Raw genomic sequence first — 19,683 nt, 5'->3', positions numbered from 1 at the left:
TCACTCTCCTATGATCTTGACGAGGACTCTCTTTGGCCTCATACCGTCGAACTCACCGTAGAAAACCTGTTCCCACGGTCCCAGATCCATCTTTCTATCGGTGATGGCTATGACCACTTCTCTTCCCATGATCGTGCGCTTGAGATGAGCGTCCGCGTTGTCTTCCCCGGTGTCGTTGTGTTTGTACTGGGAGTACGGCTTTTCCGGAGCGAGTTTTTCGAGCCACACCTCGAAATCGTGGTGAAGTCCCGGCTCATCGTCGTTTATGAAGACACTCGCGGTTATGTGCATGGCGTTGCAGAGAAGAAGCCCTTCTTTTATACCGCTTTCTCTAACACACTCCTCCAAAAGGGGAGTTATGTTGATGAACTCCCTTCTCCTCTTCGTGTGAAACCAGAGTTCTTTTCTGTAGCTCTTCATTCTTCATCCTCCTCCACCAGTACGAAATCTATCTCACCTCTGATCTTGTCCGCCCTCACTACTTTCGCTTTGAGAACATCTCCCAGTCTGAAGACTTTTCCCTTTCGCTTTCCGATGAGCATGTTCCTTGTTTCGTCGTAGTAATAATAGTCATCCAGCGTCGATATGTGAACAAGACCGGAAATGCTCTTTTCAGGAATCTCCACGAACAGTCCAAATTTTGTGATGTTCGTTACCACAACGTTGAATACCTCACCTATGTGGCGAGCTATGTATTCTACCTTTTTCATAGCTACAAGGTCCCACTCCGCTTCGTCCGCAACTCTTTCCCTTCGACTGCAGTGTTTCGCGATCTTTGGAAGCACCTTGGAGAATTTTTCGATCTGTTCGGGAGTGAAATACCCATTCTGCTCAAGGTAGAGTTTCAAAAGCCTGTGAACGACAAGATCGGGATATCTTCTTATGGGTGAAGTGAAATGTGTGTAAGCGTAAGAAGCGAGCCCAAAATGACCGATGTTCACGGCAGAGTACATCGCTCTTTTCATGGATCTGACGAGAAGTCTTTCTACACTGCTCCTCAAAGGATGGTCTTTGACCTTTTCCAGAAGTTTCTGAAGCATTCCCGGGTGTATTTTGTGGGAGAATTTCGCCCGTATCCCCATCGCCTCCAGATAGTTCTTCAACTGAAAGATGGTCTCGGGATCGGGCTCCTCATGTACACGATACATGAATGGAAGTCCGGCGTGATCGAATATTTCAGCCACCGTCTCGTTCGCTCTGATCATGAATTCTTCTATCAACTTCTCTGCAATTCCTCTTTTTCTTGGAACGATATCCACCACCTGTCCGTTCTCGTCCAGTATGACCTTCACTTCGTCACTTTCTATATCGAGAATGGCTCCGCGCTTTCTTCGTGCTTCTCTCAATATCTCTGCGAGTTCCACCGCGTTGTATATGAGATCCTTGAACGGTTCGTACTCCTTCATCGAAGAAGGATCTTCCAGGAATTCGTTCACCCTTTCGTAGATCATCCTCTTTTTGCTCTTTATCACACTCGGGTAGACATCGTATCTCACGACCCGTCCGTCTCTGTCTATCTCCATCTCCACACTCATGGTGAGCCTGTCTTTCCCTTCAACGAGACTGCAGATACCGTTGGACAATCTGAAGGGAAGCATTGGAATCACGGTATCAATGAGGTACACACTCGTTCCCCTTTTGAAGGCCTCCTGGTCCAGCGCGGAACCTTCTTTCACGTAATGTGAAACGTCCGCTATGTGAACACCAAGAAGATAATTTCCGTTCGGAAGCTTTTCCACAGAGATGGCATCGTCGAAGTCCTTTGCGTCCTCACCGTCTATCGTGACGATAACTTTGTCTCTCAAATCTTTTCTTCCGACAAGGTCTTTTTTCCTCACTCTGGCAGGTATCGCGTTCGCTTCTCTTATGACCTCTTCTGGAAATTCACCCGGTTCTGGAAGATCGTGCTTCACTATGACACTTGGAAGGTCGATGGAAGGGTCATCGAGATCACCGAGTACTTTCACAACCTTCGCCTCAGGGTTCTTGCCGGGAGAGGGATATTTCAGAATCTCCGCTATCACCTTTTGGTTGGGTTTCGCGCCGTCGATGTTCTCGGGTGCCACGTAAAAATCGTACGCAATCTTCGGGTCATCCGGCACAACAAATCCAAAGGTTCCTTTGTGGTCAAAAACACCGACAACTCTCTTGAGACCACGTTCGAGAACCCTTACGACTCGTCCCCTTGGAAGACCCCTCCAGGTTCCTGTTATTTCAACAACGACTCTGTCTTTGTGCATGGCGTACTTCGTGTCTTCAACAGGAACAGCGATTTCTTCGAAATCGTCCGTTATGACAAAGGCCACGTAACCACTTCGTGTGAATTCGATCGTTCCTACTTTGAGATCTTCGCCGAGTTTTCTGTACCTTCCCCTGCTGTCCCTGAAGATCCTTCCTTCTTTTTCCAGTTTTTTCACAACTTCTCTCACTTTTTTTCTCTGTTCTCTCGTCTTTGCCCTGAACTTCTTGTAGAGTTCTTTCAACACCATGGGTTTGTAATCGTCTGAGAGAATGAACCTTTCCACATCTTTCTTCCTTATCGAACTCATGTACTCACCTTCTTCTATTTTGTCCTGAAGAGTCTGTCACCCGCATCTCCAAGACCAGGAATGATGTAACCGTGATCGTTGAGGCGCTCGTCCAGTGCTGCAACGTAGATTTTAACATCTTCGTATTTTTTCTCCACCGCTTCCACTCCCTCTGGAGCCGCGATCAGAGCCACCAGCGTGATCTTCTTCGCCCCGTTCTCCTTCAAAATCTCGATGGCCTTTATCGAAGAAACACCCGTCGCCAGCATGGGATCCAGCAAAAAGACCTCTTTGTCGTCGTTGAGAGGAGGCAGCTTGGCGTAGTATTCCACCGCTTGAAGTGTCTCCGGATCTCTGTATATTCCTATGTGGCCCACCGATGCGTTTGGAAGCAGTTCAAGAATACCATCCGCCATCACAAGACCGGCTCTGAGAATAGGAACCACCACGATATCCTTATCGTTTATACGGTATCCGATCGTTTTCGTTATGGGAGTTTCCACCTCTACTTCCTCGCACTTCAAATGTCTCGTGGCTTCGTACGCGAGGAGGAGTGTTATCTCTCTGAGCAGCTCTCTGAACTCCTTCGGACCGGTGTTCTTGTCTCTCATGATCGTGAGTTTGTGCTTTATGAGGGGATGATCCACCACAACGAGATTCTTCATATTTCCACCCCTTCGATCTTGTCACGGTACAGAGGAAACCTTTCGCAGAGCTCCCTTACCTTCTTTGAAACCTCTTCCCTCACCTCTGGTTTCACCGTTCCGTTTTCATCGATCACGTTCGAAAGAACCAGATCTATCATCTCGGCGATCTCTTCCATCTCTTCTTCCTTCATTCCGCGGGTTGTAACAGCGGGTGTTCCTATTCTGATACCGCTCGCCACGAACGGAGATCTCTTTTCGTTGGGAATGGTGTTTTTGTTCACTGTGATACCACAGCTTTCCAGGGCCTTTTCCGCCGCTTTACCCGTTATGTCTTTTGGTGTGAGATCCACCAGGAACAGGTGTGTATCAGTTCCTCCAGAAACGATCCTGTAACCTCGTTTCTGGAACTCTTCAGCCATCTTTTTAGCATTTTTGACCACCTGCTTCTGGTACTCTTTGAACTCCTCCGTCATGGCTTCTTTGAAACAGACAGCTTTCGCCGCTATGACGTGCATGAGAGGACCACCCTGGATACCGGGGAAGATAGTTTTATCCACGGCTTTGGCGATCTCCGGATCGTTCGTGAGTATCAAACCACCTCTGGGGCCCCTGAGAGTCTTGTGTGTGGTGGAAGTCACCACGTGGGCGTATTCCAAGGGATTTGGATGAATTCCAGCAGCGACGAGTCCGGCAAAGTGAGCCATATCCACCATCAAATATGCTCCCACCTCATCGGCTATCTCTCTGAATCTTTTGAAATCGATGATCCTGGCGTAAGCACTTCCACCCGCAACGATTATCTTCGGCTTGTGTTCCAGAGCGAGTCTTCTGACCTCATCGTAATCTATCGTTTCCGTTTCCAGATTGACTCCGTAAGGTACCACCTTGAAGATCTTCCCTGAGAAATTCACCGGTGCTCCATGGGTGAGATGTCCCCCGTGTGACAGGGACATTCCCATGATCGTGTCTCCGGGCTGGGCGAGTGCCAGATAAACCGCCATGTTCGCCTGAGAACCGGAGTGCGGCTGAACGTTCGCAAATTTGGCTCCAAACAACCTCTTCGCTCTCTCTATAGCACGTTCTTCTGCTCGATCCACCCACTCGCAGCCACCGTAGTATCTCTTCTTCGGGTATCCTTCCGCATACTTGTTGGTGAGCATGCTTCCCATGGTTTCTATGACAGCGAGTGACGCGAAGTTCTCAGAGGCGATCAGCTCCAGGCCGTACTCCTGACGCTTCAACTCGTTCACAAGAACTTCGTATATTTCGGGATCAACCTGTTTTACATGCTTCCACACGAAAAATCACCTCACTCGACAGTGTATTCTGTCCCCGAAGGGGTATCCTTCAAAATGATTCCAATCTCCCTGAGGCGATCCCTTATTCGATCAGAAAGATCGTATCTTTTTTCCTTCCTCAAGACATCTCTCACTTCTATCAGCAGTTTGAGCAGTTCTTCAGAGGAAACTTCTTTCTTCTCTTCGTTGAGATCGAAAAGTCCCAGAACGGGGCCGAACTCCCTTCTGATCAGGTGATAGTAGAGAAGGGCATCCTCACGGTCGTTGTCATCCATCGCTTTGCTGAGGTTTCTTGCGAGCTCAAAAATCAAGGACACCGCTACTGGTGTGTTGAAATCGTCGTCGAGAGCTTCCACAAAACGATTAACGTACTCTTCGTAAACAGCGTTTCTCTTAGGTATCCCGATATCTCCAGATTTTTCGTATCGTCCCAGAATCTCCCAAACACGTTTGACCGCCCTGGAGTAATCCTGAAGGAGTTCTTCAGAGAAGTCCATCGGCGACCTGTAGTGCTTTGAGAGAATCATGTATCTCAGACCGTCTCTGCCGTATCTTTTCACGGCTTCACGGACGGTGAAGATGTTTCCCGTCGATTTACTCATCTTATCACCGAGGAACCTGACCATGCCGTTGTGCATCCAGTATCTCGCAAAAACCTTACCGGTCAGGGCTTCGGCCTGAGCCTTCTCGTTCTCGTGGTGCGGAAACACGAGATCTTCTCCACCCGCGTGTATATCGAAACTCTCTCCCAGGATTTTCACGGACATAACCGTACACTCTATGTGCCAACCTGGTCTTCCCTCTCCCCAGGGGGACTTCCAGCAGGGTTCACCGGGTTTGGCCTTTTTCCAGAGCGAGAAATCGAGAGGAGACTTCTTCGTTTCGTCCACCTCGACTCTGGCACCCGCGATGAGATCCTCTATCTTCTTTTTGGAGAGTTCACCGTACTTTTCGAACTTTCTCACATCGAAATAGACACCCGTTTCCGTTTGATACGCGAACCCTTTTTCTACGAGTTTTTCTATTATCTCAACAATGTCTTCAACGAAATCGGTGGTTCTTGGATGAAAATTCGCCGGTCTTATACCAAGCGCATGTGCGTCTCTCCAGTACTCGGCTATGAAGGTATCTGCCACGGTCTTGTAATCGACACCGAGCTGATTCGCCTTGTTTATGATCTTGTCGTCTATATCCGTGAAATTCTGAACCATTATGACCCTGTAACCCCTGTACTCGAGGTACCTCCTGAACACATCGAATACCAACGCGGGTCTCGCGTTCCCCACGTGGATGAGATCGTACACGGTGGGTCCGCACACGTACATCCTCACAACACCGGGTTGAATAGGCACAAATTCTTCTTTTTTTCCTGTCAGGGTGTTGGTTATTCTCATCGATGCACCTCCAGTTTTCACACGTTGATGTTGCTGATCTCCACCAGTTCCTCCGAAGTGAGAACCTCTTCTATGTTCAGAATGATCACGATATCGTCACGAACTTTAGCAAGCCCGAGAATGTAGTTCTTTCCTTTTCCCGCGAGGTTCTGAGGAGGCTGTTCGATGTCACTCTCTGTGAGCGTCAAAACCTCGCTCACATCGTCCACCAGGAAACCTATCAGTGTGTTTTTCACCATCGAAACAATGATCTTCGCCCTCTTCTTGTCCTCCATGTCCGGCATCTTGAACTTCTTCCTGAGATTCACCACCGGAATGATCTTTCCTCTGAGGTTCATGACCCCCTCTATGTACTCTGCTGTCTCTGGAACGGGAACGATCTTTTCTACCTCAACGATGCTCTCCACTTTCATGATGTCCACACCGAACACCTGATTTCCCAGCTTGAACGTCACCACTTTCAGTTCCATTTTCATCCCCCCTTACACGATCTTCATGAGTATCTGACCTGTTTCTATGTTGTCTCCTTCTTTCACGAGGATCTCCTTTACTGTTCCAGAAAACTCGGACTGAAGCTCGTTTTCCATCTTCATGGCTTCAAAAACAAGAAGTTTATCTCCCACGTTCACCTTTTGACCCTCTTTTACAAGCACCTTCAACACTATGCCCGCCATGGGAGCCTTAACCAGTTTTTCTTCCTGATCTGAAGACTTTTCCCTTTCTAACACAACTGGTTTTGGTTCTTCCTTGGGAATTTCCTGAACCGTTTTCTGAGACACTTCTTTTGCTGGTTTCTCAGCTGGTTCCTTTTTACGAACGTTTCCTATTTCTTCCACTTCGACAATGTATTCCTTTCCGTTCACTACCACTCTGAACTTTCTGACCATTTTCTCCTCCTCCAGCCGGTTTTTTTCCACGCTTCGTATCCTCGTTTTTCTCTGCTTTTTTTCACAGAAACTATTCTGTATTCACCTTCGATTACCTGCGAAAGCACCGCTGAGATAACTGCTATCACCTCTTCGTTCTCTTCTGAATACCTGGTCTTCTTTTCTTCAACAACAGCGGGTTTCTCTTTTCCCGAGAAAAACTTCAAAACAATGGAGAACAAATACAGAATAAGAAATACAAAGAACACTGTCACTATTCCGAACAGAAAGATGGTGATCATTACCTCACCTCACAGAGGGATGTTTCCATGCTTTTTCTTCGGTCTGTACTCAACCTTAGTTTCGCAGACTTCAAGTGCCCTCATTATGTATTTTCTTGTCTCTCTCGGATCTATCACCATGTCTACGTATCCTCTGCTCGCCGCTATGTACGGATTCGCGAACTGCTGTTTGTATTCTTCGATGAGCTTTCTTCTCGTTTCTTCTGGATTGGAAGAAGCCTCTATTTCCCTTTTGAAGATAATATTCGCTGCGCCTTCAGGCCCCATGACTGCGATCTCGGCGGACGGCCAGGCAAGCACCATATCCGCCCCCAGATGTTTGCTCCCCATGGCGATGTACGCTCCTCCATAGGCCTTTCGGAGAATGACCGTGATCTTCGGGACCGTTGCCTCGCTGTACGCGTAGAGCAGCTTCGCTCCGTGTCTTATGATACCGCCGTGTTCCTGAGCGACACCGGGGAGATAACCGGGGGTGTCCACGAAGGTCAGAATAGGAATATTGAAGGCGTCGAGGAACCTGATGAAACGCGCCGCTTTGTCGGAGGAATCGATATCCAGAACACCGGCGAGTACGGAAGGCTGATTCGCCACTATTCCCACTGTCTTTCCCTGGATTCTGGCAAAGCCTATGACGATGTTCTTTGCAAAGTAAGGCTGAACCTCGAAGAACTCCCCGTGATCCACTACTCTTTTGATGACATCTCTCACATCGTATCCCTTGTTCGGATTGTCCGGAAGGATATCGAGAATGTCCTCTGGAGTTTCCAGACTGGTATCGGGATCCTCAACGGGTGGTTCTTCGGCGTTGTTGGAGGGAAGGTACGAAAGAAGTGTTCTCACCAGAGACATGGCTTTTTCATCGTTGTCTGCCAGAAAGTGAGCGTTTCCACTCTTCTGATTGTGAACCATGGCACCTCCCAGATCCTCTTGGGAGATCTCTTCACCCGTCACCGCCTTTATCACGTTCGGCCCCGTTATGAACATCCTGGCGGTCTGGTCTACCATCACGATGAAATCGGTGAGGGCGGGAGAATAGACAGCCCCACCAGCACAGGGACCAGCTATCACGGTGATCTGCGGCACCACACCGGAAGCGAGGGTGTTCCTCAAAAATATTTCGCCGTAACCGGCGAGTGCATCCACACCTTCCTGAATTCGTGCGCCTCCAGAATCGTTTATACCGATCACAGGTATTCCCATCTTGAGGGCCAGATCGAGGAGCTTTACAATCTTCTTTGCGTGCATTTCTCCAAGTGAACCGCCCATCACCGTGAAGTCCTGGGAGAAAACGGCGACTTTTCTTCCGTTTATCTCTCCCACACCTGTAATGACTCCATCCCTTGGAAGTTTCACCTTGTCGAGTCCAAAGTACGTGTTTCTGTGTTCCACGAACTTGTCGATCTCCACGAACGTTCCTGGATCAAGGAGCAGTTCTAACCTTTCCCAGGCGGTGAGTTTTCCAGCTCTATGCTGCTTTTCTACTTTCTCAGGACCGCCACCCTGTTCAATCTCTTTCTCAATTTTCTTCAATTCTTCGATCTTATCCCTCAGACTCATCTTATCCCTCCGTTTCTAATGATGCCAGGACTTCCTCCAGTATCTCCTCTTCATCTCTTGTGTCTCCATCGAGTTTTTTCATGAGAATCTTCTCGAGAACCTCTCCAATTATTTTACCGGATGTTATTCCTTTTCTGATGAGATACTCTCCGTTTATCTTTTCGAGCTTCGTGTTCTTTATCTTCAAAAGATAAGATTTGAACAACCCTTCTTTCTCACCGCTGAGATACGCCAAGAAGTGACAGATCGTTTCGTTCGAAACACCCTTCACAAGAGGATAAACAAAGGAAGCAGGAACCCTTTCTGAAAGCATTTCTAAAAGAGCGGGGGCACTCTTTTCTACATGCCTGATTTCATTTATCAAATTCCTGCGAAGAGAATATCTATCCCTCACTTCTTTCCAGCTCTCGTCGTCGTAGAACTCAAGGAACACGTGGAGTACCGCGTAGAATCTGTCAACCTCTCCGAAGTTCTCCTCCACCCACGGAATGTTTCTGAAGAGATTTTCCATCTTCTCGTCCATGGAAGGTGTGTAATAGGTTTTTGGAAACAGATGTTTTATCACATCGAATTGTGCCATCCTTCTGATCGACTTCAGAGGGTTTTTCTCTTCGAGTATTTTCTCCAGTTCCTGCCTGAGACGTGGTCCAGTTGTTCTCTCAAGGTAGCCTTCTTCAACAGCCTGTTTCAGGAGTCTCTCTGTTGTTTCTTCTATTCTGAAGTCAAAACGTTGCTCAAACCGAATGGCACGTAGAATCCTTGTGGGATCGTCTACAAAACTCAAAGTGTGAAGAACACGTATTACTCCTTCCTTCAGATCTCTGTATCCCCCAAAGAAATCGATCAGCAATCCGAAATCTTTCGGATTCAGCTTTATAGCCATCGCGTTTATCGTGAAATCTCTCCTGTAGAGATCTTTCTTTATCGTACTCATTTCCACATCGGGGAGTTTGGCGGGTGATTCGTAGTACTCCAGTCTCGCTGTTGCGATGTCTATTCTGAGGCCTCCCTTCAGAAAAAGAGAGGCGGTCATGAATTTGTCGTGTTTCACCAGTTTTCCCGGCAGAAAACGTTTGGCGTACTCGGCGAATTCCAGCGCGTTGCCTTCAACAACGATGTCTATATCGAGATTCTTTATACCGAGGAGAAGATCGCGGACGAAACCTCCCACAACGTAAACGGGCATGTTCACCTCGTCACCGAACTTCCCGAGGAGTCTGAAAAGATTCAAGATCTTCGGATCTACCCGTTCTACAAGGAGCTTTGAAACATCTCTGAATATCTGTCCGTTCGCCTGAAACACCGGCATTACGTATTTTTTGAAGGGTTTTCCGAATATCGCCCTCAGGACATCACTTCTTGTCACGATGCCCACGAGAATGCCGTTTTCCAGTATGGGAATTCGTCCGATGGCATGTTCCACCATGAGCTCTCTCAACCTGGTCACGGGAGTATCAGGGCTCGCCACCACCAGGTTCGTCGACATGATGGACTTCACAGGCCTGTCTCCCAGACCATGGTTCATCGCCTTTTCGACCGCTTTCTTCGTCACAATACCTACCAGCCTGTTCCCCTCAACGACCGGAAATCCACTGTGCCCGGTTTGCTTCATCAACCTATCCACTTCTTTTATCGTCATGTTAGATAGGACCACCTTCACGGGAGAGGACATGATATCTCTTGCGCGGAGGAGTGGCACCACGTGATCATGGAGTCTATTCAAAACTTCTTTCAAAACCTCGTCGATCTCTTTCCCGGTGATAGTTGCGGAGGCTGCCCTCGTGTGTCCGCCTCCCCCGAGGTCTTTCATGAGAGAGCCGAGATCCACATCGGGTGAACTGGTTCTTCCAATAACGTAAATCTTCTTTCCCATCTTCACGATCGCTATGAAGGTTTCCTTTCCCATCATTTCCCAGGCTTTACTCACGATCAGCCCCAGTCCCCCAACGAAATCCTCGCACTCTATCATCGAGATCGTTATCGGAACGCCGTTCACTTCATAATCACGAGCGTTCTCTATCAAATCGTCCAGCAGTTCCATCTGCCTAGGAGTGAGTTCTTCTCTTGTGTAAAGTGCCACTTCATCGAGATTTGCTCCATTTTCCAGAAGGAATTTCGCTATCTCCAGATCCCGCGGTGTGGTTGAAGAGAAAAGGAGATTTCCCGTGTCGTCGTAGAGAGCGATCATGAAGAGAGTGGCTTCGGTGGGATCCAGTGGTATATTTTTCTCTCGAATGAGCTCAACGAGTATCGTGATCGTGGCTCCTACCTTCGATACTATTCCATCGTAAGGGCTTTCATCTACATGGTGATCGTAAACAGTTATTTTCGCCCCCTGAGCTTTCTTTCTGATGCTCTCCGGTATGCGGTCCAGAGAAGGTGCGTCGACGATCACAAGTTCTGTGATCTCACCTTCAAACTCATGATCCCAAACGAATTCAAACCGATCCGAGTAAACCTTGAGGAAATCGGAGAGATTCCTCGCTGGATTGGAAGGCAGAACTATGATGTGGTCATCAAGCAACTTCTTTGCCGCGACACAGGAAGCGAAGGCATCGAAATCGGGTGACCTGTGTGTGGTAATGACTCTCATTCACTCCACCTCTAAGGTGACGGTCACGGAACTCGCTTCCATCGTATCTTCTTCAAGATCCATGACCACTCTCTCTGCTTCCATCTCCAGATCTTTTTCTTTATCCTTCAACCTCACACTGCGGAGGAGTTCTATGATGCCGTCTTTTCTTTTGTAAACCACCTCTTCGGAATTTGCCTCAACTGAACCCTTTTGAATCTTCACCTTTCCAGCTCCCTGGAAAACGTCCTCTTCAAGATCGAAGGTGATTTGTTCGCACTCTATATAGATCGTTTCTGTACTGGTTTTATCGATGAACTCACCTTTCACATTTCCTGTGATAGTTCCTACTCTGGTCTCCACATCGTAAATGAGAGTGTCTCCTTTCAGCTCCCCGTCTTCAAGGGTCACAGTTACAGATGAACTCGCTTCTGTTATTCTCCACTTTCCACTCAGTTTTTTCACGATCAAATTGTCAGCGTTCAGCGTAAAGTTCTCTTCTTCGATCTTGAGAACAACGCTTCCGGAATACTCTATCCTCTCATCGGAAGGCTTCACAAAATCTGCTTTTATGTGGATCGTCTTCGAGAATGCGAAAAGACTCACAAGGATGAAGAACGCGATCAACGACTTTTTCACAGAACCACCTCCTCGAAGAATCTGGAAAACTCTTCGTAAGCGCGTCGCGTTGTAGAAACTGGAGAAAGAGAAGTACACGCTATTCTCAAGCTCTTAGCCTTTTTTATTCTTTCTCTCTCCAGATGCTTTGTTCTGGCTGTTGTCGACAAAAACAGGTACTCGAGCGCGTTTCTGGGGGGATTCTTTTCTTTCTTCACATCGAAAAGGACCGTCAGTTCTCCTTCGGGAACTCCCGTGATCCAGGTGATGGGAACGTACCTGTCTTCGTACGGGCGGTAGAGTATCGGAAAGGAAAGAGAAATCTTGAGCGCTCTTCTCAGATCGTCTCCCTCTTTGAAAACCACTTCCTTTCCTTCAAAAAGATCGAAAGCCCAGATTTCAAGACCCCCTGGGATTTTCTGTGCGGGGAACAGCGAATCTATGTACCTGTACAGGCGCTCGTGATTTCGAACACCGTTCAGCGTGTCACCGATTCTCATCAGTATTCGAAGAGCATCCACCATTGAAAGCTGATCTATGCCTTTCGTGAAGAAAGGATCGAGAAGCTTTTCAATGTTCTTCCATTCCTTCACCAGAATCGAGTACGTCCTGTTAGTAGATCTTGTAAGGAAAAAAAGAGCGCAGGGAATAGAAGAAACTCCACAGCACCTCACCGTGAAATCGACTTTCGAATCTTTTAAAAATTTCAGCACCCCTATGACTCCCAGATAAGCACCGCTGTCTCCACCGAACGAAATTACCAGGGTAAAATCACTCCCCTTAGATTTTTAAGTGCCTTTCTGTAGATTTCTTCGTACTTATCAAAGGCGTTCCAGGGCTCGTTCACATCGTGTATCACCACAAAATCCGCTTTTGAAAGTTCTTCCCTTTCCAGGAGTATCTCCTTCCACCTGTCCATCACAAAGAACATCTCGAAATGATTCTTAAATCCGTCTTTTCTCTCTCTGTTGAAAGCGGAAGCTACGACGAAGTCTGCTCCGAGTTCCCGCGCCTGAGAAACCGGTGTGGGTGCAAGAACCCCACCATCCAGAGAGGGAGTCCCTCCTATCCAGATCGGCTCGAAATATCCCGGCACAGAACTGCTCGCTACGACGGCATCTATCAGAAATCCTTCTGTCACAAGGAGAGAATCCATGTTTTCTGTATCGAAGACCACAACACCGAGCGTCTTCTTGCAGTCAGAAAATTTCTTTCTACCAAAAGCCTCTTTGAGAACAGAAAACAGCAGGTCCGCCTTGAAAAGAGAGCGCTGAAACAATCCTCTCCAGGTGTTCTCCGATTCCGTCTTTTTCAGGTCTTCGAAGTGTTTCTTCATAAGGGAAAAGGTGATGTCTTTCACCAAAGCGGGCTCTCCGTAGAGCGCGTACAGACCTCCTACAACGGCTCCTATCGAGGATCCAGTGACCACATCGAACACGTCTCCAGATCTTTCCAGGAAAGCTATGTGAGTCGCCCCTTTGACTCCTCCCGCTGCGAACGCTATTCCCTTTGTCACGCTCATCGCCCCGCAAGAAGAATGATTCCCAGAAGAAGGGCAAGAGCACCGGCGCCGATCACCATCAGCGTACTGATATCCATCTGGAGCGAAGATTTCTCTTTTTCTTCCACCCTCTGAGAAAGTGCTGTCAGGTCCGAAGAGAGCCTTTCGATCTTCTTTGAAAGGTCGCTCACCTGCTTTTTCAGATCCTGGATTTCACTCTCCATTGTCGTTCTGTTTTGCTGATCTTCAGCGACGGATTCTTCCAGTCCGGAGAAACGTTTATTCAGGTTTTCCAGATCGCTTTTCAGGTTTTCCACGCTGGACTCCAGCATCTGAAATTTTGCTGTTATCTGAAGGATACTCTTTTCCAGATCAGAGACCTTTTCCTCCTGAGCGGAGACTCTGCTGGAAACGACAGAAACCTTCTGGTTCATTTCGTTTTTCAGATTCACCACATCCGAGGAGAGTGAGTCCAATTCTTTGCGAAGCTGGTTCAACTCTTCTGAAAGACTTCCTGTTCTTCCCTTCAGCATGAGGATATCCTCGCCCGCGTCCTGTTTCCAGGTGAGAAGACTGCGTGTGTCTGAACTGATTTGAGTGACCGCTTCTTTAAGAGAAGTCATCTCTTTTGACACGTTTTCCAGATTCTTTTCCAGAAGAGTCAGTCTCGAGGTATTCTGTTTTGAACTCTCTTCAAGCTTCTTGAGGTTTTTTTCCACAACGTCTATTCTCCTCAGTATCTCCGAATCTATTCCAGCCGTTTCCTGCTTGAAGCTGGTGAAAGCCAGAGATAAATTGTTGAACGCTTCTTCCAGAGAATCGATCTTTGTCTTCAACTCTGAAACTTCACTCGCCGCGGAGGTAATTTCGAGTACAGCAGAATCGACACGAGAGTTCAAAGAATTGTAGTTCTTTTCCAGATTGGAAGTTCGTTCATCGAGAGCGATCGTGGCTGCTTTTACAATATCGAGCTCATCGAGCAGCGGGAGCTTTTCTTTGAGTTTTTCAAGTTCGAATCTCATGACCAGTCTGTAGATGTACTGCGCCACGTCGTATCGAGTCACGAGGAGCGCTCCCCTGAAGTTCCCCTTGTCATCGAGCTCCATAATGCCTGCTTTCACCACGTAGTTCACGGCTTCGAAAAACGGAGAGTCTGGTTCTAAATCCTTTATGTTCTGTGAAAGCAGGAGAATGCTTATCACTACCAACCCAAGAACAAGTATCTTTCTCAAAGACTTCACCTCCCTCTTCAACCTTAAAACATCCTTGAAAACACCCCGTGAACGGCCGGTTTATTGTTTGGAAAAATTTCTCTCCATAACGCCCTTCAACTCCTTCAGATAGTCGAGTATCTTTGAGGATTTTTCTTTACCAAGATCGCTTGTGATCTTCTCGATGAAATTCTCCCTTCGTTCGATGACCTTTTCTATGACCTCCTCTCCTTTTCTCGTTATAACCAGAAAGTAGGCTCTCCGGTCCGCGGGGTCTGGAGTGCGCGTCAGATAACCGTCCGCCTCGAGTCTTTTCACCAGACCGGTCACCGTGCTCTTCGCAACTCCCAGCAGAACACTGAGTTCTCCTGGACGTTTGGGACCTTCGAAATAGATCTTCTGAAGAATGTCGAACTGAGCCGGTGTTATGCCGAAGTCTCTCAACACCTTTCTGCCTTCCACCTTCACCATGAAACAGATCTCTCTGAGAATTCTTTCAAAAGGTTGCTTCACGTTCTCACTCCTTCCCAGATAGCACCACTGTAATCTCACCGAGAGGTTTCTTCTTTTCAAAGTGCGAAATGGCCTCGCTCACCTTTCCTCTGAAGAATTCCTGATGAAGCTTCGTCATTTCTCTTGCGATGAACACTTCTCGATCCCCAATTATCTCCAGAATATCTCTCAGAGTTGAGAGTAACCTTTCCGGTGACTCGAAAAACACGATTACTCTGTTTTCTTTCTTCAAGGATTTGAGGAGTCTTCTTCTGTTTTTTCCGCGCGGCAAAAAACCCTCGAAGATGAACTTCGAGCCGGGAAATCCGCTCACCGCGACGGCACTCGTCAGAGCACTCGGTCCCGGAACGATATCCACCTCTATGCCTTCCCTCCAGCATTCCTCCACGAGGTTGTATCCCGGATCGGAGATCACCGGCATTCCCGCGTCGCTGACAATGGCTACTTTCTTCCCTTCCTTGAGAAGCGGCAGAATTTCTTTTATTCTTTTCTTCGAGTTCCTCTCGTTGAAAGAAAGAAGCGGTTTTTTTATTCTGTATTTGTTGAGAAGAACCATTGTTCTTCTGGTGTCCTCCGCAAGTATCAGGTCAACCTCCCTGAGCGTCTTCAAAGCCCTGATGGTGATATCTTCGAGGTTCCCTATAGGTGTTCCCACTATGATCAGCTTCCCCAAACTATCTCCTCCTCACCTCATAAAGAGGGGATCTTTCCCTCGCTTCTTTCAACATACTGCTGTCCAGCTGTATCTTCCTCGAAGTACCGAAAACCTTCTCAAACTGCGCTAAGATTCTTTCTTCCAGAGCCTTCACATCAACATCGTAGAGATCCAGGATGCCCTTCAAAGGAGGAACGTCCTCGCCAAAGATGGTTTTCAGAAGATCGATATCCTGCTTCAAAACTATGGATCCATGTTCAACGATGGACTCGGCCGTTCTGAACTGGGCACTTCCCACCACTTTGACACCGTTGATAACGATCTCGTACCTCGACGGAGCATCAAAACAAAGCGCCGTGTTTCCCCGCCTTTTGCTTGACAACTCGGCGTGCAACCCGGCTTCCACAAGAGCGTCCCTTATCAAACTGTGTACAAGCCTGTGAAATTCCAAAACAGAAAGCTTCCCAAAATTTATTTTTTTAGGGACTGCTAAACAATAGGTGATCTCCCGGTGATGGAGCAGAGCCCTGCCTCCGGAAGGTCTTCTCACAACATCTATCCAATCAGGAACGTTTATTCCGTCTTCCTTTTGAAAACGACCCAGAGAAACGGTGGGCCTTTTCCAACCGTAGAATCTGAACAACACCGAGTTCATATTCGCGGACCACTCCGCCATCAGACTATCGATGGCCATGTTCAACGCTCCAGGAAAAACACCTTTTTCAATCACAACAAAGGCCTCTTGAATGGTACACCCACCCTCCTTGGATATTTTTCAGGAGAACTCTCGTATTTTCTGAGTATCAATAGCGCCCTTCTTTCGCCGGTTTTTAGAGAATACTCTCGTACCTTTTCGAGTTCCACCTTCAGCTCTTTCATGGCTCTCTGCGCCTCTTTCAACTCTTCTATGTATGAAGGTCCTTTGTAGAAAAGAAGTTTTCCACCAGTTTTCAGTGCTGGAGTGCAGATCTCCACCAGAACGTTCAATCGCGCCACGGCCCTGGCTGTTACGTAATCGAATTCCTCTCGCCTCTCTTTAGAGAAGTTCTCTGCCCTCTCTTTGACAACAGAGACATTTTCCAGATCCAGCTTTTCTATCACTCCTCTGAGGAAATTCACCGACTTTTCTCTTGAATCCAGAAGTACCACCTTGAGTTTCGAGAAAAAGATCGCTAAAATAAGCCCTGGGACACCATTGCCTGATCCCACGTCCAGGAGTGTCCCTTTCAGTTCTTCTTTCAAAGGAAGGAGAATTTCTACAACATTTTTATGGACAGCAGAGTCTAAATCCCTGTGAGCGGTGAGATTGTAGGGAACTCCCAGGAGTTCCTCAATGTACTTATCTACCTTTTCTATCTGCGGTTCTTGAAATCTCAGTCCGTACTCGAGAAGAATGTTCTTTACTGAATCCAAAAGCGACACCTCCGAAGAAAATTCTAACATTTGTGGAGGGAACATCTGTGATCTTGAAAATCGCTCTGAGAAACTTCACAAAAAATTTGAAAATCTCCCTCGTTGTGATCTTAGGATTGGCCATCAGCTTGTCACTGGTAACGGGAGCGCTGTCCCTTTCGGATTCGATAAACGTGTGGAAATGGGAAAGGATAGAAGAAAACTTCGGCAACGCAGATGCCGTGGCGGAGCCAAAAAGCCCTTCCTTTCTCTTTTTCTCATTTGCAACCTCAAAAATCGACGATTCTGAAATAGAAAACCTGAAAAAACAAGTGAAAGGTGTTCTCCCGGTCTCAGAAGACAGCGCCAGGCTAAACAGCACTCTGGACGTTCTCGTGATAGCCACAGAACCGGAATACCTCTCAGATTTCGTTGGCGAGTCACTGACTTTGAATCCAGGAGAGGCCTTAGTTGGAAAATCCATCGCAGAACTGATGAACTTGAAGGTGGGAGACAGAATCACACTGCTTTTCTCATCGGGGAGTAAGGAATTCACCGTTGTAAAAATCGGTGAGAAAGGTTTTTTGAATTTCAAAGGCGAATCGGCGAGCCTCTCGGGAACTGTTTTCATCAACGTGAAAGATTTTGACGGAGTTTTTCCCACGAAGTGTTACCTTCACTACGATCTTCCGGTTGAAAAGCACGAAGAAACAACCATAGAAACAAATCTCAGGGTGAGGAATATAAAGTACAGCTTTCTCAAATCTCCGATCAACAAATCCCTTGCCTACGTGACACTCGCCTTTTCCGGTATTTCGATCTTCGTTGGTTTCCTGGTTTTTTACATGTTCTGTGAGGACGTGATAAGAGACAGGAGCTCCACACTCGTGACTCTGCGAAAGATAGGACTAAGAAAGATGGAAGAGTGGGGAATACTGCTTTTGGAAGGATTCATGTATTCTTTGATATCGGCATCAGTGGGTGTGTTGATCGGAATTTTCGTCGGAAAGTTTCTTTTGAGTCGTTTTCAGGAAGTCGTTGATGTGATCTCATCTTCGTTTTTCCACTTTGATAAAATAGGATTTCACCTTTCGATCAGTACACTTCTTCTTTCCCTTGGACTCGGGGTTCTTTTCCCGATGTTCCTTTTCTTTCTGAAAGCGAGAGAAATAACGGGAAAACCACCCATTTACAGAGAAATGAGAGAACAGCTGGATGTCTCTTGGAAACTCGTGATCTTTGCTGTGCTTTTGAGTTTCGTTCTTTTCTTCTCCGAACTTCGGGTGTTTTCTGTGGTTTTGCTGTCACTGATCATCGCCATCAAACTCAGAAATCCATTCATCATGATGGCTCTCGGTACTTTGAATCTCGGTATGGGGCTCTTTTCCAGTTTGAATCTTCAAAGTGAGAAAGCCTTCATCTTTTCATCTCTGAACAAAGGGTCCGCCATTTTCTTTGGTGTGACTCTTCTGGTTTTTTCGGTGGTTCTTCTTTCAAAAAACGTTTTCAACAACCTCATGTCCAGGGGCAATCTTTCCCTACTGATAGGATTGTCCTACGTCCAGCGCTTTCCGAAGAAAGGCATCACAGTTTCCCTGACCTTCGCTTTCCTGATTTTCTCCGTCACTGTTTTCAATATACTATCGGCCAGCGCGGACCGATTCGTTCAAGAAAAGGTGAAAGGAGGACTCTTTGGATACAACTTTCTGGTTCTGGAAAATCCATTCAGGTCCTTGTTGGCGAAAACATCTCTTCCCGTCCACGAGGAACTGAAAGATCCTTCCAGAGTTTACCTCTACACTTTGAAAACGGAAAGAGGAGAAAAAATGATCGCTTTCGTTGATGAATCGTTCTTTAGAAACTCAACGCTGAAGCTTCTCCGGGGATCTGCGAGATCTCTGGAAGCCTCTGATACCGCCTTGATAGGAGATCCCGTTGATCTTGAAGAAATAACAGGTACTCTGAAGTCCATCCTTCCGCTCGGTGGAAGAAAAGAAGTTAAGTTTAAAGTAGCGGGGATCTACAACAAGAACGATTATCTGGTTCCGATCGACATGATTGCACCGATTTCAAACGTTCCCAGTGACGTAAAACCCCTATCCCTGCTCCTTGGAAGAGTTGAAGAGAGCAGTGCTTCCAGCGTGAAACAGTTTTACTTTTCAAAGTTTGCCTATCCTTTCTTTTTGGATGAAGAATTCAAAAAACTCTACAGCGGAATAGAGGGGCTCGTCAGCGTGATAAAGTTCATTTTCCTGTTTGGATTCTTATCCGCCTCCTCCGGGCTCTTACTCTTCGTTCTGAAATCGTATTTTTCCAGGATAAAGATAATGGGAACACTCCGTGCCGTGGGGATGAAAATAAACCAGCTGGTAGCTTCTTTCCTGATAGAACACCTTTTCTTCCTCTTCGGAGGAATACTCATAGGTACCGTCTCAGGTGTTCTCATGGGGTATTTCGTTTCAGAAGCGATGTCTGAAAGCCTCGGAACTTTCATGGTTTCCGTACCAACAGCTTCTATCCTTCTTTCGCTCCTCACAGTGATCGCCCTTGCTTCAGCCGTTATGGTGATACCGAGCCTCATGATGTCAAAACTCTCACCACTCGAAGCCATGAAGGAAGGAGAGTGAAG

Annotated in this window: 19 protein-coding genes; 1 reads left to right on the top strand and 18 read right to left on the bottom strand. The window is 47.2% G+C overall.

What is annotated here, in order from left to right:
- Genes TM_RS03700 through rsmG form a run of 18 tightly spaced genes read right to left on the bottom strand, consistent with a single transcriptional unit; the run spans position 1 to position 17,075 of the window.
- On the bottom strand, positions 1–420 hold the full coding sequence (locus TM_RS03700) for a secondary thiamine-phosphate synthase enzyme YjbQ (RefSeq protein ID WP_004081009.1): 420 nt from the start codon (positions 418–420) through the stop codon (positions 1–3).
- On the bottom strand, positions 417–2,549 hold the full coding sequence (rnr, locus tag TM_RS03695) for a ribonuclease R (protein ID WP_004081010.1): 2,133 nt from the start codon (positions 2,547–2,549) through the stop codon (positions 417–419). Before rnr ends, TM_RS03700 begins: the two co-directional genes overlap by 4 nt.
- 14 nt (positions 2,550–2,563) lie before the next feature.
- Positions 2,564–3,193, bottom strand: a complete 630-nt coding sequence (gene upp / locus TM_RS03690) for a uracil phosphoribosyltransferase (RefSeq protein ID WP_004081012.1) — start codon at positions 3,191–3,193, stop codon at positions 2,564–2,566.
- Entirely contained in the window at positions 3,190–4,473 is a 1,284-nt protein-coding gene (glyA, locus tag TM_RS03685; protein ID WP_004081014.1) for a serine hydroxymethyltransferase, read from the bottom strand. Before glyA ends, upp begins: the two co-directional genes overlap by 4 nt.
- An 11-nt stretch (positions 4,474–4,484) precedes the next feature.
- Positions 4,485–5,867: a cysteine--tRNA ligase gene (gene cysS, locus TM_RS03680; protein ID WP_004081016.1), complete on the bottom strand. Its 1,383-nt coding sequence runs from the start codon at positions 5,865–5,867 to the stop codon at positions 4,485–4,487.
- 17 nt (positions 5,868–5,884) lie between these two features.
- Positions 5,885–6,337 carry a chemotaxis protein CheW gene (locus tag TM_RS03675; RefSeq protein WP_004081017.1) on the bottom strand — a complete coding sequence of 151 codons (453 nt, stop codon included), beginning with the start codon at positions 6,335–6,337 and terminating at the stop codon, positions 5,885–5,887.
- A gap of 12 nt (positions 6,338–6,349) precedes the next feature.
- The gene (locus tag TM_RS03670; protein ID WP_004081018.1) at positions 6,350–6,754 is read right to left on the bottom strand and encodes a biotin/lipoyl-containing protein; all 405 of its coding nucleotides are present in this window, start codon (positions 6,752–6,754) and stop codon (positions 6,350–6,352) included.
- Positions 6,730–7,035 (bottom strand): OadG family protein, encoded by a 306-nt coding sequence (locus tag TM_RS03665; protein ID WP_004081019.1) that lies wholly within the window; start codon positions 7,033–7,035, stop codon positions 6,730–6,732. The genes TM_RS03670 and TM_RS03665 overlap by 25 nt, the downstream gene beginning before the upstream one ends.
- Before the next feature lie 9 nt (positions 7,036–7,044).
- A complete protein-coding gene (locus TM_RS03660; protein WP_004081020.1) occupies positions 7,045–8,592 on the bottom strand; it encodes an acyl-CoA carboxylase subunit beta in 1,548 nt (515 codons plus the stop codon).
- 1 nt (position 8,593) lies between these two features.
- Positions 8,594–11,185: a CBS domain-containing protein gene (locus TM_RS03655; RefSeq protein WP_004081021.1), complete on the bottom strand. Its 2,592-nt coding sequence runs from the start codon at positions 11,183–11,185 to the stop codon at positions 8,594–8,596.
- Positions 11,186–11,803, bottom strand: coding sequence for an LptA/OstA family protein (locus TM_RS03650; RefSeq protein WP_004081022.1), 618 nt, complete (start codon positions 11,801–11,803; stop codon positions 11,186–11,188).
- Positions 11,800–12,495 (bottom strand): hypothetical protein, encoded by a 696-nt coding sequence (locus TM_RS03645; RefSeq protein WP_004081024.1) that lies wholly within the window; start codon positions 12,493–12,495, stop codon positions 11,800–11,802. Before TM_RS03645 ends, TM_RS03650 begins: the two co-directional genes overlap by 4 nt.
- 44 nt (positions 12,496–12,539) lie before the next feature.
- Complete coding sequence (locus TM_RS03640) at positions 12,540–13,304, bottom strand: patatin-like phospholipase family protein (RefSeq protein ID WP_004081026.1); 765 nt, start codon at positions 13,302–13,304, stop codon at positions 12,540–12,542.
- Positions 13,301–14,515: an S-layer homology domain-containing protein gene (locus tag TM_RS03635; RefSeq protein WP_004081028.1), complete on the bottom strand. Its 1,215-nt coding sequence runs from the start codon at positions 14,513–14,515 to the stop codon at positions 13,301–13,303. Before TM_RS03635 ends, TM_RS03640 begins: the two co-directional genes overlap by 4 nt.
- A 60-nt stretch (positions 14,516–14,575) precedes the next feature.
- On the bottom strand, positions 14,576–15,007 hold the full coding sequence (locus tag TM_RS03630) for a MarR family winged helix-turn-helix transcriptional regulator (protein WP_004081029.1): 432 nt from the start codon (positions 15,005–15,007) through the stop codon (positions 14,576–14,578).
- A gap of 4 nt (positions 15,008–15,011) precedes the next feature.
- Positions 15,012–15,680 carry a 16S rRNA (cytidine(1402)-2'-O)-methyltransferase gene (rsmI, locus tag TM_RS03625; protein WP_004081030.1) on the bottom strand — a complete coding sequence of 223 codons (669 nt, stop codon included), beginning with the start codon at positions 15,678–15,680 and terminating at the stop codon, positions 15,012–15,014.
- 1 nt (position 15,681) lies between these two features.
- Positions 15,682–16,392: a lipoate--protein ligase family protein gene (locus TM_RS03620; RefSeq protein ID WP_004081031.1), complete on the bottom strand. Its 711-nt coding sequence runs from the start codon at positions 16,390–16,392 to the stop codon at positions 15,682–15,684.
- Complete coding sequence (rsmG, locus tag TM_RS03615) at positions 16,389–17,075, bottom strand: 16S rRNA (guanine(527)-N(7))-methyltransferase RsmG (RefSeq protein ID WP_004081032.1); 687 nt, start codon at positions 17,073–17,075, stop codon at positions 16,389–16,391. The genes TM_RS03620 and rsmG overlap by 4 nt, the downstream gene beginning before the upstream one ends.
- A gap of 47 nt (positions 17,076–17,122) precedes the next feature.
- On the opposite strand from rsmG, the gene TM_RS03610 reads away from it, so the two are divergent.
- A complete protein-coding gene (locus TM_RS03610) occupies positions 17,123–19,681 on the top strand; it encodes an FtsX-like permease family protein (RefSeq protein ID WP_004081033.1) in 2,559 nt (852 codons plus the stop codon).
- The last annotated feature ends 2 nt before the right edge of the window (positions 19,682–19,683 follow it).

Origin of the sequence: Thermotoga maritima MSB8, assembly GCF_000008545.1 — a bacterium.
GTDB classification, from domain to species: Bacteria; Thermotogota; Thermotogae; order Thermotogales; family Thermotogaceae; genus Thermotoga; species Thermotoga maritima.
This window is presented reverse-complemented; position numbering and strand designations above follow the sequence as displayed.

Bases quoted from the DNA above. Each gene is read 5' to 3' on its own strand.
- TM_RS03700 (WP_004081009.1), bottom strand. From the start codon at position 420: ATGAAGAGCTACAGAAAAGAACTCTGGTTTCACACGAAGAGGAGAAGG.
- rnr (WP_004081010.1), bottom strand. From the start codon at position 2,549: ATGAGTTCGATAAGGAAGAAAGATGTGGAAAGGTTCATTCTCTCAGAC.
- upp (WP_004081012.1), bottom strand. From the start codon at position 3,193: ATGAAGAATCTCGTTGTGGTGGATCATCCCCTCATAAAGCACAAACTC.
- cysS (WP_004081016.1), bottom strand. From the start codon at position 5,867: ATGAGAATAACCAACACCCTGACAGGAAAAAAAGAAGAATTTGTGCCT.
- TM_RS03675 (WP_004081017.1), bottom strand. From the start codon at position 6,337: ATGGAACTGAAAGTGGTGACGTTCAAGCTGGGAAATCAGGTGTTCGGT.
- TM_RS03670 (WP_004081018.1), bottom strand. From the start codon at position 6,754: ATGGTCAGAAAGTTCAGAGTGGTAGTGAACGGAAAGGAATACATTGTC.
- TM_RS03665 (WP_004081019.1), bottom strand. From the start codon at position 7,035: ATGATCACCATCTTTCTGTTCGGAATAGTGACAGTGTTCTTTGTATTT.
- TM_RS03660 (WP_004081020.1), bottom strand. From the start codon at position 8,592: ATGAGTCTGAGGGATAAGATCGAAGAATTGAAGAAAATTGAGAAAGAG.
- TM_RS03655 (WP_004081021.1), bottom strand. From the start codon at position 11,185: ATGAGAGTCATTACCACACACAGGTCACCCGATTTCGATGCCTTCGCT.
- TM_RS03640 (WP_004081026.1), bottom strand. From the start codon at position 13,304: ATGAGCGTGACAAAGGGAATAGCGTTCGCAGCGGGAGGAGTCAAAGGG.